Below are 12,990 nucleotides of genomic sequence, written 5' to 3'. Positions count from 1 at the left end.
GGCGGAACCCCGGAATCACCCGATAGAGAAGGAAGAACACCGCAATGTCACACGCTTCACCCGTCCGGACCGGAGCAGCCCTCGATGCCGACGAACTTGCCCGCCGCCGCGACCACTACGAGCACGCTCTCGACCGTGCCAACCGAGAGCGTGCCGAGGACTACGCGCTCTACATGCAGACCTCGAACGCCAACAGCACAGAGTTCGCCGCAGGCTACGACGCCCGCGTCTACGAAATCGAAGACAACCTCGCCCGCGCTCAAAAGGTGCTCGATCAGCACTTGAGCGACTGCCGCAAAACGCTGGCCACCGATGAGATCTGGGGGCCCAAGCTCGCCGAGATCGAGGCCGCCGAAGCCGCCCGCGCGGCGAACACGGCACGGGGGGTCCAGTCGAGCGGAAATTGGCGTTAGCGGTGGCGCGTGGGCCGGTATCCGAGTAGGGCGGTGCTGATGGCGTGGGCGATCCACGCCAGTCCGGCTGTCCCATCGAGGGTCGGCGGCCGGGTATCCAGTACGGGCACGAATTCGTAGGTGTGGCCGGTTCCGGCGGCTGGGTCGTTGCCGTGATCGGCGGTGATGATGATCCGGTCCGCGCTGTCCATCCTGGCCAGGGCTTCGCCGATGGTGGCGTCGATCCGGGGCTCCGGACTGGGGTCGGCGGAACGCGCCGGCGGCAGCGTTGAACGAGTACGGCGCGATGCGCCGCACCATCTACGCCTGCCGGTACCTGACCGATCCGGACTAAAGGGCGAATCCATCCACGCCCTCAAACGCGGCCTCATCTACGCCCACGAGGGCGCCTTCCGCGCACGCCACCTGGAAGCCCAGACCGAACAAGCCTGGTGCCTGACCGTGGCCACTAACGCAGTAATCGCTTGGACCACAGAGTATTACGCGCTCGCGGTGGACCAGATGCGCCGTCAGGGCCGCCGTATCGACGCCAATGTTCTGGCCCACGTCAGCCCGGCGCACAGCGAGAACATCATTTTCTTCGGCGCGGTCGAGGTCGATATCGACGCCGAACTCGCCCAGCTCGGTCCCACCGGCTACCGGCCGCTGCGGGTCCGCGACACCCTGTTCTGATCAGCACTCATCGCAGCGCCGTTCCCTAGTTCTCGGGCGAGCGCCGCGATGGAGCCGGCGGGGAAGCTGAAGGTGATCGGCCGGGCCGAGCAGGGCGGTGTCGAGGTGCTGTTCACAGACGAGCCCGGGATCCGCAGCACTCCAGATCGGCGAGTACTCCTTTGAGTGGCTGTCCGGCGTAGGCGTCGGTGCCACACACGCGTTTTGCAGCCCCCAGCGCAGGAATGCACGTGCCCTAGTCTGCGGCGGGGCGTGCGGCGCTGATTTCTGTCGCCGCCTGCTGGAAGGCGTCGGCGGCCCGTGCGAAGTAGTCGAAGAGGAATTCCCGCTGTTCGGGTGTGTAGCCGCCGATGATGTCGCCGATCTTGCGGCGGGCGGGGGCGAGTACGTCGTCGAGATCGGCGGGCTGGGCGACCGGCTCGACCATCACCTTGCGGCGGTCGATGGGGTCAGCGCCGCGACGCACATACCCGGCCTTTTCCAGGCGGTCGATGAGCCGGGTGGTGGGCCCGGTGGTCAGACCGGTGCGGGCGCCGAGTTCGCCGGGTGTCATGGCCCCGCTCAGTTCCAGGATGTTGAGCGCGTACAGGTCGGTGGCGCCCAGCCCGACGGCTCTGGCGCCCGCTTGGGCATGCAGCACAACAGAACTCAGGTACCGCCGGAAGACCTGACTGGGGTCGTCTTTCTGCCTATCCGTTGACAAGGGGTCCACCTTCCTCATATTCTCTTCCTAAACGAAGAGACATCTCCTAAGAAGAGAAATCTTCTAGGCAGGGAGAATAGCACGAGGAAGGTCCCCGCGATGACCGCGACCACCACCAATACCGAATCCACCACGGCGTCCACCCACTCCGCCGATTCCGTCGGCCTACCGTCCCCCAGGGCCACGAAGTCCCGTCGCCGCACCGTCGTGAAGGTGCTGGGCGCGAGCGCACTCACTCTCGGCATTGCCGCCGCCGGCGGGTATGTGTGGCTGGACCAGACCTCGGACGTGCGCAACCAGGGCATTGCCGAGTGCACGAGCGTCACACCGGACGGCGGCACCGCCGCGGACCTGCAGGGGGTCTGCGCGACGCTGGCCGAGATGACCGCGGCCTGGGGGCAGGGCGACGCCGACGCCTTCGGCGCCACCTTCACCGAGAACGGCACCTACACCACTTTCGTGGGCACCTACTACGACGGCCGTCGCGATCTCACCGAGTCCCACCGCGCGCTGTTCAACGGATTCCTGAAGGGCAGCAAGCTCGCCGACTCCTACCTCGGCATCCGCTTCTTCGGCGCGGACACCGCGATCGTCACCACCCGCGGCGACCGGTACGACGACGAACGCCCGAGCGAGCTGTCCAAGACCCAGACCTACACCCTGGTGCGCGAACAGGACGGAAAGTGGCGCATCGCCGCCTTCCAGAACACCAAGCGCCAGACCGTCATGGAACGCATCTCATTCCTGTTCGATGCGGACACCAAGCCCGAGGCCGAGCGATGAGAGCACTCGTGACCGGCGCCAGTGCGGGTATCGGTCGAGCGTTCGCGGTAGCGCTCGCGACGCAGGGATATTCGGTGACAGGGGTGGCGCGGGGCGCCGAGGGACTGGAAACGCTCATGACCGAGCTCGGGAACGGGCACGACTATCTCGCCGCGGATCTCGCCACCACCGAAGGGCTGGCGGCGACCGCCGCACTACTCCGGCACGGTGGATACACGCTGCTGGTGAACAATGCCGGTACCGCCACCCACGGCGACTTCGCCGAGCTGCCGCTCGAATCCGCGCTCACCACGATCGAGGTGAATTGCCGCGCGGTCGTCGTCCTGGCGCACGCCTTCCTCGGTGCGGCCGCACCCGGCAGCGCGCTGGTGAACGTGTCCTCCACGCTGGGGGAAATCCCGAAGCCGGGAATCGGTGTCTACAGCGCCTCCAAAGCCTTCGTCACCGCCTTCTCCGAAACGCTGTGGCACGAACAGAAGTCGCGCGCAGTGCACGTCCTGGCCCTGTGCCCGGGTGTCACGCGAACCGCCTCACAAACCGCGGACGACGTCCCGCCCTGGCTGGTCCAGTCACCTCGTGAAGTGGTGGATCGCGCCCGAAAAGCGCTGTCCGGCAAGGCCGGTCCCGTCGTCGCGACCAGCCGGACCAATCAACTGTTCACCGCCGCACTGCGGCTCATTCCCCGCAGGGCCGCCCTGGCCCTGCTCGCGCACTGAAGGAGCTCACCACCATGAACGCCACCACCGACACCGCCGCCATTCGCGCCCTCATCGAGCGCAGCGCACAGGCGTGGACCCGGGGCGACGGCACTGCCTACGGCGAATGCTTCACCGCCGACGCCACCGACGTCACCTACATGGGCACCGTCTACCACGGCGGTCCGGAGATCGGCCGCGGGCACCAGGTGCTGTTCGACAGCTTCCTGAAGGGAACCCGCCTCACCGTCGAGATTATTGAAATCCGCACCTACGGAAGCGACACTGCCATCGTGGTGGCGCGCGGCGAGTCCTCGAAGGGGGCGCCGAAGCAGCTGGGCAAGCTCGCGACCTACACGGTGATCCGCGATGCAGACGGCCAGTGGCGGATCGCGGCGGTACAGAAGACCCAGCGCAAGCGGCTCATGGAGGCCCTCACCTTCACATTCCAGCCCGCCTCCCGCCCGGCCGCCCGCTCATGAGCACCATTGCCGTCCTCGGGGCCACCGGCCGCACCGGGCGGATGATTGTGAACGAGGCACTGGCTCGTGGGCACCGTGTCACCGCCGTCGTCCGCCGGGCCGGAAGCCTCGGTCCAGCAGCGGGATTGACGGTGGTCACCGCCGATCCGACCCGACCGGGGGCCTTGAACGGACTTCTCGATGAACACGATGTGGTGATCTCCGCGCTGGGTGCCGCCGGACGCGGTCCCACCACGCTCTACTCCGACAGCGCCGCCACGATCATGACGGCCCTGCGGCCCAGAGGTCGACTGCTCGTCCTTTCCTCCGCAGGGGTGGGCATTCCATCCGATGCGGACCTGGTCAGCAGGCTCTTCGCCCGGCTGCTGCACCGGATCATGCGCGAGGTCTACACCGATATGGAAAGAATGGAACGCCAACTCGCGCACAGCGAGCTGACCTGGACCGCCGTGCGGCCGACACGTCTGACCCATGACCCCGCAGCCAGGCATCCGCGAATCTCCGTAGGCGCGAAAGCGAAGGTCGGCCCGCGAACCTCACGAGCCGACCTTGCCAGATATCTACTCGACGCCATCGACGACCCACGCACCTACCGCACACCCGTCGCCATCTCTTCGTGAATGCAACTCTGCTGACAAGACCACTTCGAACATCGACCACATCTGCGAAATCTGGCGCTAAGCAGTTACCGCAGATAGTGACATACTATGTGCGGTAACTGCCGAGTCGTCCTGGTGCGATACACCCCGAACCCGGGGGCGACTCGGGAAACTATCTGCGGTAGCGACGGGAGGGTGGTGCGATGGGGCAGGTTCGGAGACTCCCGAGCGCGGTCGGCGGGGTCCGGCTCAGTGATGCCGTGGCGATCTATCTGGCGGCGATCACGGTCGAGAACACGAAGGCGACCTACGCTACGGCGCTGAACCGGCTCGTGGCCGACTTCGGCCGCGATACCGATGTGGCGCTGCTGGGGTCGCAGCCGGATCGGGTGGCCGGCTGGTTCACCTTCATGTGGGGCGACAAAGCAGCCAAGACGTTCAACATCCGGTTGACCGCCCTGCAATCGGCGTGCACGTACTGGGCCGAACAGGACTGGCTGGCCGCCGATCCGCTGGTGCGGTTGAAGGCGCGTCCCGCACCGCCGGATACCAGCAAGGCACTCTCGCGTGATCGCGTCGCCGAGATCCTGACATCGGATGCGCCACTGCGCGAGCGGGTGCTGTGGCACCTGCTGTATGAATCCTCCGCCCGCGCCGAGGAAGTGCTGATGCTCGACGTGCCCGATCTGGACACGGTGAACCGGTGCGCGGTGGTGACCCGCAAGGGCGGGGCGCGTGAGCGGATCGCCTGGCAGACCGGCACCGCGCGGCTGCTGCCACGCATGCTCGCCGGTCGGCGCCGGGGCCCATTGTTCCTCACCGACCGCAAGGCCCGCCCCTCGGTGGCCAGCAACGATGTGGATCCGGTGACCGGGCGAGCCCGCTTGTCCTACCGTCGCGCGGCAGAACTATTCGAGACCTACACCGCACACTTCGGCGACGGCCCCTACACATTGCATCAATGGCGGCATTCCCGACTCACCCACGCCGCCGAGGACGGCGCGTCCACGCCAGTGTTGATGAAGCTGAGCGGGCACACCTCGGTCCGCAGCCTCGCCAAATACGCTCGGGTGTCCGACGAGGGGCTGCGCCGGTTCCAGGCCGACACCGACCCAGCCGCCCGCCGTCGGCCGAACCGCTGATCTGTTTTCCTCACCCGAAACCGTCAGTCGTCTTCGTCTCCGGCATCTGGATCGCGCAGCGGCCGGTGGCGTCCGCCCAGGTCGGGCAGGTGGAAGCTGTAATGGCCCTCCATGCGGATGTGGCGACGGATGAACGGTGACAGCCTCGCGGCATCTTCGTCACGGACCGGATAGCCCTGGGTGCGCAGCTCGTCGAGGGCACGGCTCAGGTACACCGAGTTCCACAACACGATGATGTTCAATACGAGCCCGAGCGCGTCGAGCTGGTCTTCCATGCCGTCGAGGTAGGCGCGGTGCAGTTCGCCCTTGCGGCCGTGGAAGACGGTGCGGCCCAGATCGTGGCGGCCTTCCTGGAGGTTGGCCTGGGCCTTGGCTTCCCGCCGGTAGGGTTCGTCATCGGCCAACCGAAGAATATGGAGAGTCTTGAAAATCCGGCCGTAGTGGGCGATGGCCTGCCCGAGGTGGGTGGGGTTGCCGTCGCGGGAGATCATGCGCGTGACCTCGTGCGCGGAGACTTCACCACGGTTCATCGACACCGCCACCCGGCACATGTCTTCCCAGTGGGAGCAGATCTTCTCCACGTCGATGCGTCCGCGTGCGGCCTTGTCCAGGGGGCCGTAGTCGGCGGAGGTATCGATGCGCCACAGCCGCCGGTCGGGCAGGCTTTTCAGCTGCGGGCGATACTTGCGGCCCAGCAGATGCAGCAGCCCGAAAACGATATCCGAATACGACCCGTTGTCGGAAATGATGTCGTCGGGCACCTTGCTGCCCTCCGGCTGCCGCAGGATCACGTCGATGGCGTTCAACGAATCACGGGGCGTGCCCGACACCACCATCGCGTTCAGCCCGGCCGCCTGGTCCGACAGCATATTGAGCCAGGTAGCGCCCCGTTTCGGCCCGAAGTATTTCCGGTTGGGTCGCGCATGAATAGTCCGGACCGGGACGACGAACCGCATCCCGTCCACCGAGGCCACGGCCCCGCCACCCCACAACCCGACCAGCGGCACATCGGCTTGGGCGTTGACCAGCACAGTGTTCGCCGCGGACAGGGTCTCCGCTCGCAGATAGTGCTGATCGACATGGCGCAGCCGGTCGCGGGTCAGCGCGTCGGCGCCGGGCGTCGTCACCGGGACCAGGCCGACGTTCATGGCCTGGCTGCACAGCACCGCGGCCACCGACACCCCCAGGTCGGCGACGCGGGCGCTGGTCCCGGCGACATGGGTGAACGACTCGCCGAACTCCGGGCACCAGTCCATCACTTCCAAGACCATTTCCGGCAGGTCAACCCTCGGCATCATCGCTGCGGTGCGGCGCCGCAGATCGACCAGACTCGGCTCCTCCGGCGTCGCCGACAACGCGGCCACGTGCAGTTTCCCGTCCTCGTCCACCGACGCGGAAGTGTCGTCGCCCAGGTGTTCGGCGAGTTCCCGATAGGCGCCGTCGAGGCTTTGGGCCAGCTCACCCAAGATCTCATGCGGGTTGCCCGGCAGGCCGAGTGCGTTCATGCCCCGGTCGCGGGCCTCTTCCCACGCCATGCCGGACAGCAGATGCGCGCGGGGGTCACGCCACTTCGAGGAGTGCTCAGCGAAAATGTTGCGGTGCTTGAGATGCCGATGGAACTGCTCGAGCAGGCACAGGGTGTAGGCCGCCCGATCGACGGTGTCGGCCGGCCGCTCCGGCGGGTACACCAAGCGCTGCCAGCCGCCGGCGATCAGGTCATGGTTCACCCGGCGGGCATCGAGCCACCGTGCTGGTAGCCCGCTGCGGCCGGTGCGCTGTGGGGAGATCATCTCCGCCAGTGCGACCACCGCCTTGAGTACCGGCGCCGCGTCGGCGGTGGCACCGAAGTCGATGTGGCGCATCATCGCGGGCAAGAACCCGCGCACCGTGGCGAACCGTCCCGCCAGCTCCTCGAGCTTGTGCGAGTCGCACTCCGGATCGGCTGGCGGCACCAGCTCATCGATCGCGTCCAAGGCGGCCCGCAGCTCCGCCTTGGACACTGTGCTCTCGATGAGATCCCACACCAGATCCAGGGACAGCTCCGGTTCGTTCTCACTCATCTCCAGCAGTACCCGCACCGCGGCGGCGAGCTTGCCGGCGTTGCGGCTCACCCGCGGGTAACGCTTGATCTTCTCCTCGCGGGACTGGCGTTCGGCCTTGGCCATCAAGTTGGTGACCATCAGCAGGTCGAACAGTTCCAGAACGTCATCGATGGCCTTGCCGCGCAAAGTGAACACCGTCGCGGCAAGCAGCGCCAGCAGCCGCTTCCGCTGGGATTTCATCCGCCGCAGGTGCGCGGTCTTACCGGTCAACCCGTGCGTGGCCAGCGCGATCACCCGCCGCGCCGGCACCGCCGCGAAATCCACCGACCCCGGAACGACCGCGTTCACATCCCGTACCCGCGCCAACGCGTTCCTCATGCCCGTCGGTGTCGGCGTGAACGCGCCCTTACGCAACCGCTCCAGCTCCACGAACCGGCGGCGGTTCTCCTGCCGAGTGTCCAGTAATCCGAGCAGCACCCCGGCCTCCCCGCTGGTCAGCTGGGCGGCCAGCTGCGCCCAGAGTCGCCGGTCGGCGTCGGCCTTGCCGTCGGCTACGAGGCGTTCCAGGGTGGTGATGCCCGGCAGCAGGGCATTGCGTTCCCGCAGCCAGCCCACCGCACCGGCGATCAGGGCCTTCGGTCCGTCTCCGGTCATCCACGCCTGATCGGTGACCCACGCAATCAGCTCGGCCTCGACCTGCGCGAACGAGATCAGACCCTCGATGCGTTGGATATCCCACGCGTGCTCGAACCGGGTCTTCTCCCGGTCGGTGTAGGACTTCACGCACGACGGATCGGCGATGTCGAGCTGTTCGGCCAGGTACTCCACCAGTTCGACCGGTACATCGAGCGGATCGGTGAGGAACATCCCCAGATAGCGGACCGTGACCAGCTGCAACGCGAAACCGAGCCGGTTCGAGTCCCGGCGCCGGGCCGCGATCAGCTCCCGATCGGTGTCATCGAGATGGAAGAACCGCTCCAGCTCGACCCGCGACAGCGCACCGAACTGGCCATACCCGGCCCCGACCTCATCACCCACAACCCGACATGCAACCACCACATGCCCGCCCGCCGCCGCCGATCCAGCGAATTGACCTCCAGGGCACAGGACCTCGGAAGTCAGCGCCCTCTAGCGCCAGTTTCCGCTCAACTGGACCCCACATGCCGAAGCGAGCTGGGACGAGCTGACCGCCGCGACCGGCGCGACCGAACGCGAAGTGGCGCAGCGACTCAAACGACGCGGCATCGTCGCGAGTCAACAGGAGATTTTCGATCGTATTGGCCCTCCGGGCTACAGCCGCCGCACCGAACCGTCCGACGTCGAACCGAGTCCGTTGTGGGTGCTGGTGATCTCGGGCTTGCGCGCCCAGCGCGCCCTGCATCCCTTGCCCTAGGAGTTCCTGCATGCTGTCCGCGAACGACACCCGGCCTTTCGCGGGTACACACTCGTCTGCGGTGCGGTTACCGTCCTCACCAACAACGTAGACGTCCACGGAGAGAGCGGTAATCGGGCCTGTGGTGCCGTTGTTGACCTTGACAGTCCACAGGTTCTCGCCGAGCGGGACCGCTTCCACCGACGTGGTGACAGCGCGGACTCGGCCAGCATTGCTGCTCGAGGAGCGATCCCCGAGATAGATGTTGTAGTCCCTACCGATACTCGTATCGCTGGTGTTCGCGGTGAGAGCGTTGTGCGCGGCGGCGGGTATGCCGGTTACCGCCGCGCCAGATGAGGGTGGGGCGGCTCCTGGACCGCCTGTACTCCGCGGATGATCATGGATCCTCCGGTGGCGACGTCGGTGGCCTGCACACCGATACCACCCTGTACAGCCACGTCGGTGACTTCGATATCGCCGGCCGCATCGACCCGGTTCAGTTGCACGCCCACGATCTCCGCGGCCTGCGGGGCCTGCTCGGCGACCAGGCGCAGCAGCTCCTGCGCAGCCGCCACCAGCTCCGAGTCCTCGCCGGCGCCGACCTGGGTGAGCTTCTTGGCCAGCAGCTGGCGGCGCAACGGCTCCTCCGGTTCGGACTCGACGCCAACCACTTCGGCCTCGATGACCTCGTAGCGGTCGGAGATCATCCTCCGGACACCGTTGTACGAGTCGACGATCCCCTGCTTGACTACTTCCCCTACCCCTGCCGCCGCGCCCGTCGCTAGTGCTGCGACGATCAACGTCACCGGATCCATCTACAACCTCCTGTTATTCAGAAAGCACACGACAGCTCGATCAGCGGCCGCGGGCTCAATGTAGCTCTCCGAACCCAAATGAAACGAATACGTTTACATTTGACCGTAGATGTCCACGAACGGTCCCCGGTTCGGCGATCCCCGGCGGCCGGAATCAGGTGGGAGCCCGGCGGATGTGGGGGCAGTACCGATCGGTGTCGATGTAGTCCTCACCGGTGCGTTCGGCGAGGAGCAACCAGAAGCTCTTCGCCTCGTTCTTGTGCATGCTGGTCCGCCAGGTGTAGCCGGGGACCTGCTCACGAATCTCGGCCAGAGCCCGGGTGGCGATACCCCGCCCCCAGAGTCGTTCCCGAACGTCGATGCTGTCGATGTAGCCCCATCGGCACTCGTGGCATATCCGGTAGCTGACCATCCCGACATCGCTGTTCGGGCTGCGGCGGTCCCAGAACGTGATGGACCGGCTCTCGTGGCCGGCGCCTTCGGTGATCACCGGACCCCGGTATTCGAAGCTGACCACATGGCGAGCGTGCCACCGGAGCAGACCACGACGCGGGTTCAGCTTCCGTAACAGCGGATACCGCGGCCGCGGCCACAGCAGGTCGTCGAGGTCGTCCTCGTCGAAGTCGAACAGATCATCGGTCCTCACCGGCCGCTCCCCTTCCCATAGCGCTCACCCCCGAACCCGGCACTGAACACCGGGCCGTCCGCATCACTGCGCGGATGCAGCATCCTGCGCGGCTTTCGCTTTCAGCGCTTCCATTTCCTCGTCGGTGACGCAGCCGATGAACTGCGCCTGCCAGGGATGGTTGCGGCTGTCGATCCAGGCGCCGGCGGAGGTCTCCCGCAGCATCACCTCGCGGTACCAGTCGACCTCTGTCGGGGCACTGGCCTCCATCTCGCAGATCTTGTCCGCGCGCACGGTGGTGGCCCATTCGATCTGCTTGGGCGAACCCGTGAGCTTGGGCCACCCGGCGGCGCGGGCCGCGCTCGTGTTGGCGGTGTTGACGGCGTCGTGCTCGCTCATCCCTCGATGGTGCACCCGCCCACCGACAGGAGCCAGAGCGCAGCTTCCAGCCCGGCCCGGTCAGAGAGGTACTGCCGCGGGCCTGCGGCCCTTGCCACCGAGAATCCGTGGCCGGCGATATCGGTGTGGCCGGGGAGGAGGTAGCTACCTCTCACCTATCTCTTTCCACACTTCCTGTACGCCCTACCTTTCTTATCCCTGCCCTTCCCCTCCCTTCAAATCTCCCTCCCATCAACCTCTCTCACAGCCTCCTACCTCCTGTAATTCACTCCTTCTATAAATTTTCGAGCACACCTGGTGCTTCAAGGTCCGCGAAAAGCTCACGAGGAAACCTCAGATTTCGGGCGTAGCTTCGGTTTTGTGGTCATGTCGATGGTGAAGCTCGGGACCGGGAACGGTTTTGAGTACTACCTGCGCAATATCGCGACCAACGACGTCAACGACCGCGGGCCGGTGCAGGACCTGTCCGGCTATTACTCCGAACGGGGTGAGGCGCCGGGGCGCTGGTTCGGGTCGGGTTTGGGTAATGTCGGTCTCACCGAGGGTGAGGTGGTGACCGAAGCCCAGATGCGGGCCTTGTTCGGCCACGGGCTGCATCCGAACGCCGAGGCGATGATCGCCGCCGAGATCGCGGCGACGATGGCCGCGGAGAGCATCCCCTACAGCGAGGCGAAAGCCCGTGCGTTGCGGTCGGTGCGGCTGGGCCGGCCGTTCCACGTGCACACCGTCGATGAGTTCTCCTACCAGCAGGAGTGCACCCGCGCCTACGCCGAATACAACGCCGAGCAGGGCCGGGTCGACTACGCCCCGATCCCCGCCGAGCAGCGGGCCCGGATCAGCACCGAGGTCGCGGTGCGGCTGTTCACCGACGAGAACCAGCGACCGCCGTTGAACGAGCGGGAACTGTCGGGGTGGATCGCTCGCGCCTCGCAGCCGTCGCGGCGGGCGGTGGCGGGGTATGACTGCACGTTCACACCGGTCAAAAGCGTGGCGGCGGTGTGGGCGTTGGGGGAACCGGAGATCTCGGCCGAGATCGAGGGCGCGCATTACGACGCGATCCGGGACGCGGTGGCGTTCCTCGAGCGTGATGTGTTGCGGACGAGGGTGGGCCGCAACAGTGTGCGCCAGATCGAGGTCTCCGGTGGGTTGATCGCGACGATGTTCGATCACCGCTCCTCCCGCGCCGGCGACCCGCTGCTGCACACGCACATGGTGGTGTCGAACCTGGTGAAACGCCCGGACGGGAAGTGGGGCTGTATCGACGGCAAGGCGATGTACCGGTTCAAGGTCACCGCCTCCGAGCTGTACAACACCCGTTTGGAACACCATCTTGAGCTGCGGCTGGGTATGCAGTTCGCCGACCGGGCGGCCCGCCGCGGTAAGCGCCCGGTACGGGAGGCCGTGGGTGTTGACCTGCGGCTGACCGAGCAGTGGTCGAAACGCTCGGCGGTCATCAAGGCCGAACTGGACCGCCGCACCGCGCAGTTCCTCGCTGATCACGGCCGCGAACCCACCCCGAGCAACCTCTACGACTTGGCCCAAGAAGCCACTCTCAAGACCCGCGGGGAGAAGCTGACCGGGCGTACCCGGGCCGAGGAGCGTGCGCAGTGGCGCCGCGACGCCGAGCAGCTGCTGGGCGCCGATGCCGTGCGGATCATGCTGGCGGCCGCCCTGAATCACCCGATCCCTGACCGTGCGCCCCTCGACGCGCGGGAGGTCGCCGCCCAGGTGGTGAGCAGGGTGGCCGAGACCCGGGCGACCTGGCAGATCAACCACCTGCGCTCGGAAACCGAACGCCAGCTCCGCGGCCGCGTCGACCCGCACCGGTGGGCCAGCCTGCTCGATGAGGTCCTCGACGCCGCCCTGTCCCCGCCCTTGTCGATCCCCCGCGGCACCCCGGACCCCGCGACCGCGCCCGGAGTGCTGGCCCGCAGCGACGGCACCAGCATCTACACCCCGACCCGCGCCCAGCTCTACACCAGCCCCGACATCGTGGATGCGGAGCAGCGGTTGATCGCGGCGAGCCTGCAAACCGGCGGCCGCACCCTGCCCACCAGCGCCGTGGACGCGGCTCTGGTGGAGTTCGCGGCCAACCACGACGGCGCCGAGCTCAACCCCGAACAACAGGCGATGGTGCGCGAACTCGCCGGATCCGGTGCCCGGCTGCAGGTCGCGATCGCGCCCGCCGGCACCGGCAAAACCACCGCGGTCGCCACCCTCGCACGGGCCTGGACCGGCGACGGCGGCA

Annotated in this window: 13 protein-coding genes and 1 pseudogene; 8 read left to right on the top strand and 6 right to left on the bottom strand. The window is 66.9% G+C overall.

From position 1 onward, the window contains the following. Nucleotides 1-44 precede the first annotated feature (44 nt). Nucleotides 45-413, top strand: coding sequence for a hypothetical protein (locus ON38_RS27335; RefSeq protein WP_039827915.1), 369 nt, complete (start codon nucleotides 45-47; stop codon nucleotides 411-413). On the opposite strand, the gene ON38_RS27330 is transcribed toward ON38_RS27335, so the two are convergent. Next, nucleotides 410-604 (bottom strand): hypothetical protein, encoded by a 195-nt coding sequence (locus ON38_RS27330; protein ID WP_039827914.1) that lies wholly within the window; start codon nucleotides 602-604, stop codon nucleotides 410-412. The two genes, ON38_RS27335 and ON38_RS27330, sit on opposite strands and share 4 nt — an antisense overlap. A gap of 50 nt (nucleotides 605-654) precedes the next feature. Here ON38_RS27330 and ON38_RS27325 point away from each other — a divergent pair. Continuing rightward, nucleotides 655-1,085: pseudogene (locus tag ON38_RS27325) on the top strand (Tn3 family transposase); the annotation flags it as partial. Between the two features lie 235 nt (nucleotides 1,086-1,320). Here the strand turns inward: ON38_RS27325 and ON38_RS27320 are convergent. Beyond that, on the bottom strand, nucleotides 1,321-1,788 hold the full coding sequence (locus ON38_RS27320) for a MarR family winged helix-turn-helix transcriptional regulator (RefSeq protein WP_039827931.1): 468 nt from the start codon (nucleotides 1,786-1,788) through the stop codon (nucleotides 1,321-1,323). A gap of 99 nt (nucleotides 1,789-1,887) precedes the next feature. Here ON38_RS27320 and ON38_RS35235 point away from each other — a divergent pair, with 99 nt between their 5' ends. From ON38_RS35235 to ON38_RS27295, 5 genes are all read left to right on the top strand, one after another. Then, entirely contained in the window at nucleotides 1,888-2,571 is a 684-nt protein-coding gene (locus tag ON38_RS35235) for an SgcJ/EcaC family oxidoreductase (protein ID WP_083873138.1), read from the top strand. Further along, entirely contained in the window at nucleotides 2,568-3,287 is a 720-nt protein-coding gene (locus ON38_RS27310) for an SDR family NAD(P)-dependent oxidoreductase (RefSeq protein ID WP_039827911.1), read from the top strand. Before ON38_RS35235 ends, ON38_RS27310 begins: the two co-directional genes overlap by 4 nt. Before the next feature lie 14 nt (nucleotides 3,288-3,301). Next, on the top strand, nucleotides 3,302-3,748 hold the full coding sequence (locus ON38_RS27305; RefSeq protein ID WP_039827910.1) for an SgcJ/EcaC family oxidoreductase: 447 nt from the start codon (nucleotides 3,302-3,304) through the stop codon (nucleotides 3,746-3,748). Beyond that, the gene (locus tag ON38_RS27300) at nucleotides 3,745-4,368 is read left to right on the top strand and encodes an NAD(P)-dependent oxidoreductase (protein ID WP_039827909.1); all 624 of its coding nucleotides are present in this window, start codon (nucleotides 3,745-3,747) and stop codon (nucleotides 4,366-4,368) included. Before ON38_RS27305 ends, ON38_RS27300 begins: the two co-directional genes overlap by 4 nt. A 182-nt stretch (nucleotides 4,369-4,550) precedes the next feature. Then, nucleotides 4,551-5,489, top strand: a complete 939-nt coding sequence (locus tag ON38_RS27295) for a tyrosine-type recombinase/integrase (protein ID WP_039827907.1) — start codon at nucleotides 4,551-4,553, stop codon at nucleotides 5,487-5,489. 23 nt (nucleotides 5,490-5,512) lie between these two features. On the opposite strand, the gene ON38_RS27290 is transcribed toward ON38_RS27295, so the two are convergent. The 4 genes from ON38_RS27290 to ON38_RS27275 all read right to left on the bottom strand — a co-directional run bounded on the left by ON38_RS27290 (nucleotide 5,513) and on the right by ON38_RS27275 (nucleotide 10,742). Continuing rightward, nucleotides 5,513-8,569, bottom strand: coding sequence for a Tn3 family transposase (locus ON38_RS27290; protein ID WP_039827906.1), 3,057 nt, complete (start codon nucleotides 8,567-8,569; stop codon nucleotides 5,513-5,515). A 672-nt stretch (nucleotides 8,570-9,241) separates the two neighbouring features. Continuing rightward, nucleotides 9,242-9,718: a Het-E N-terminal domain-containing protein gene (locus ON38_RS27285; RefSeq protein WP_039827905.1), complete on the bottom strand. Its 477-nt coding sequence runs from the start codon at nucleotides 9,716-9,718 to the stop codon at nucleotides 9,242-9,244. A 154-nt stretch (nucleotides 9,719-9,872) separates the two neighbouring features. Then, nucleotides 9,873-10,364: a GNAT family N-acetyltransferase gene (locus tag ON38_RS27280; RefSeq protein ID WP_039827904.1), complete on the bottom strand. Its 492-nt coding sequence runs from the start codon at nucleotides 10,362-10,364 to the stop codon at nucleotides 9,873-9,875. A 63-nt stretch (nucleotides 10,365-10,427) separates the two neighbouring features. After that, nucleotides 10,428-10,742, bottom strand: coding sequence for a hypothetical protein (locus tag ON38_RS27275; protein ID WP_039827903.1), 315 nt, complete (start codon nucleotides 10,740-10,742; stop codon nucleotides 10,428-10,430). Nucleotides 10,743-11,114: 372 nt separating this feature from the next. Between ON38_RS27275 and mobF the strand changes: the two genes are divergently transcribed. Then, the coding region (gene mobF, locus ON38_RS27270; RefSeq protein ID WP_169333304.1) for a MobF family relaxase at nucleotides 11,115-12,990 on the top strand (1,876 nt) is incomplete at its 3' end.

The organism is Nocardia testacea NBRC 100365, from assembly GCF_000308775.1.
Taxonomy (GTDB): Bacteria; Actinomycetota; Actinomycetes; order Mycobacteriales; family Mycobacteriaceae; genus Nocardia; species Nocardia testacea.
The sequence above is the reverse complement of the archived record's forward strand: the minus strand, read 5'-3'. Positions and strand labels throughout refer to the sequence as shown.

What these genes read in the sequence shown, in the direction of transcription:
- ON38_RS27310 (WP_039827911.1), top strand. Translation starts at nt 2,568, where the DNA reads ATGAGAGCACTCGTGACCGGCGCCAGTGCGGGTATCGGTCGAGCGTTC.
- ON38_RS27335 (WP_039827915.1), top strand. Translation starts at nt 45, where the DNA reads ATGTCACACGCTTCACCCGTCCGGACCGGAGCAGCCCTCGATGCCGAC.
- ON38_RS35235 (WP_083873138.1), top strand. Translation starts at nt 1,888, where the DNA reads ATGACCGCGACCACCACCAATACCGAATCCACCACGGCGTCCACCCAC.
- ON38_RS27275 (WP_039827903.1), bottom strand. Translation starts at nt 10,742, where the DNA reads ATGAGCGAGCACGACGCCGTCAACACCGCCAACACGAGCGCGGCCCGC.
- ON38_RS27295 (WP_039827907.1), top strand. Translation starts at nt 4,551, where the DNA reads ATGGGGCAGGTTCGGAGACTCCCGAGCGCGGTCGGCGGGGTCCGGCTC.
- ON38_RS27300 (WP_039827909.1), top strand. Translation starts at nt 3,745, where the DNA reads ATGAGCACCATTGCCGTCCTCGGGGCCACCGGCCGCACCGGGCGGATG.
- ON38_RS27285 (WP_039827905.1), bottom strand. Translation starts at nt 9,718, where the DNA reads ATGGATCCGGTGACGTTGATCGTCGCAGCACTAGCGACGGGCGCGGCG.
- ON38_RS27330 (WP_039827914.1), bottom strand. Translation starts at nt 604, where the DNA reads ATGGACAGCGCGGACCGGATCATCATCACCGCCGATCACGGCAACGAC.
- ON38_RS27305 (WP_039827910.1), top strand. Translation starts at nt 3,302, where the DNA reads ATGAACGCCACCACCGACACCGCCGCCATTCGCGCCCTCATCGAGCGC.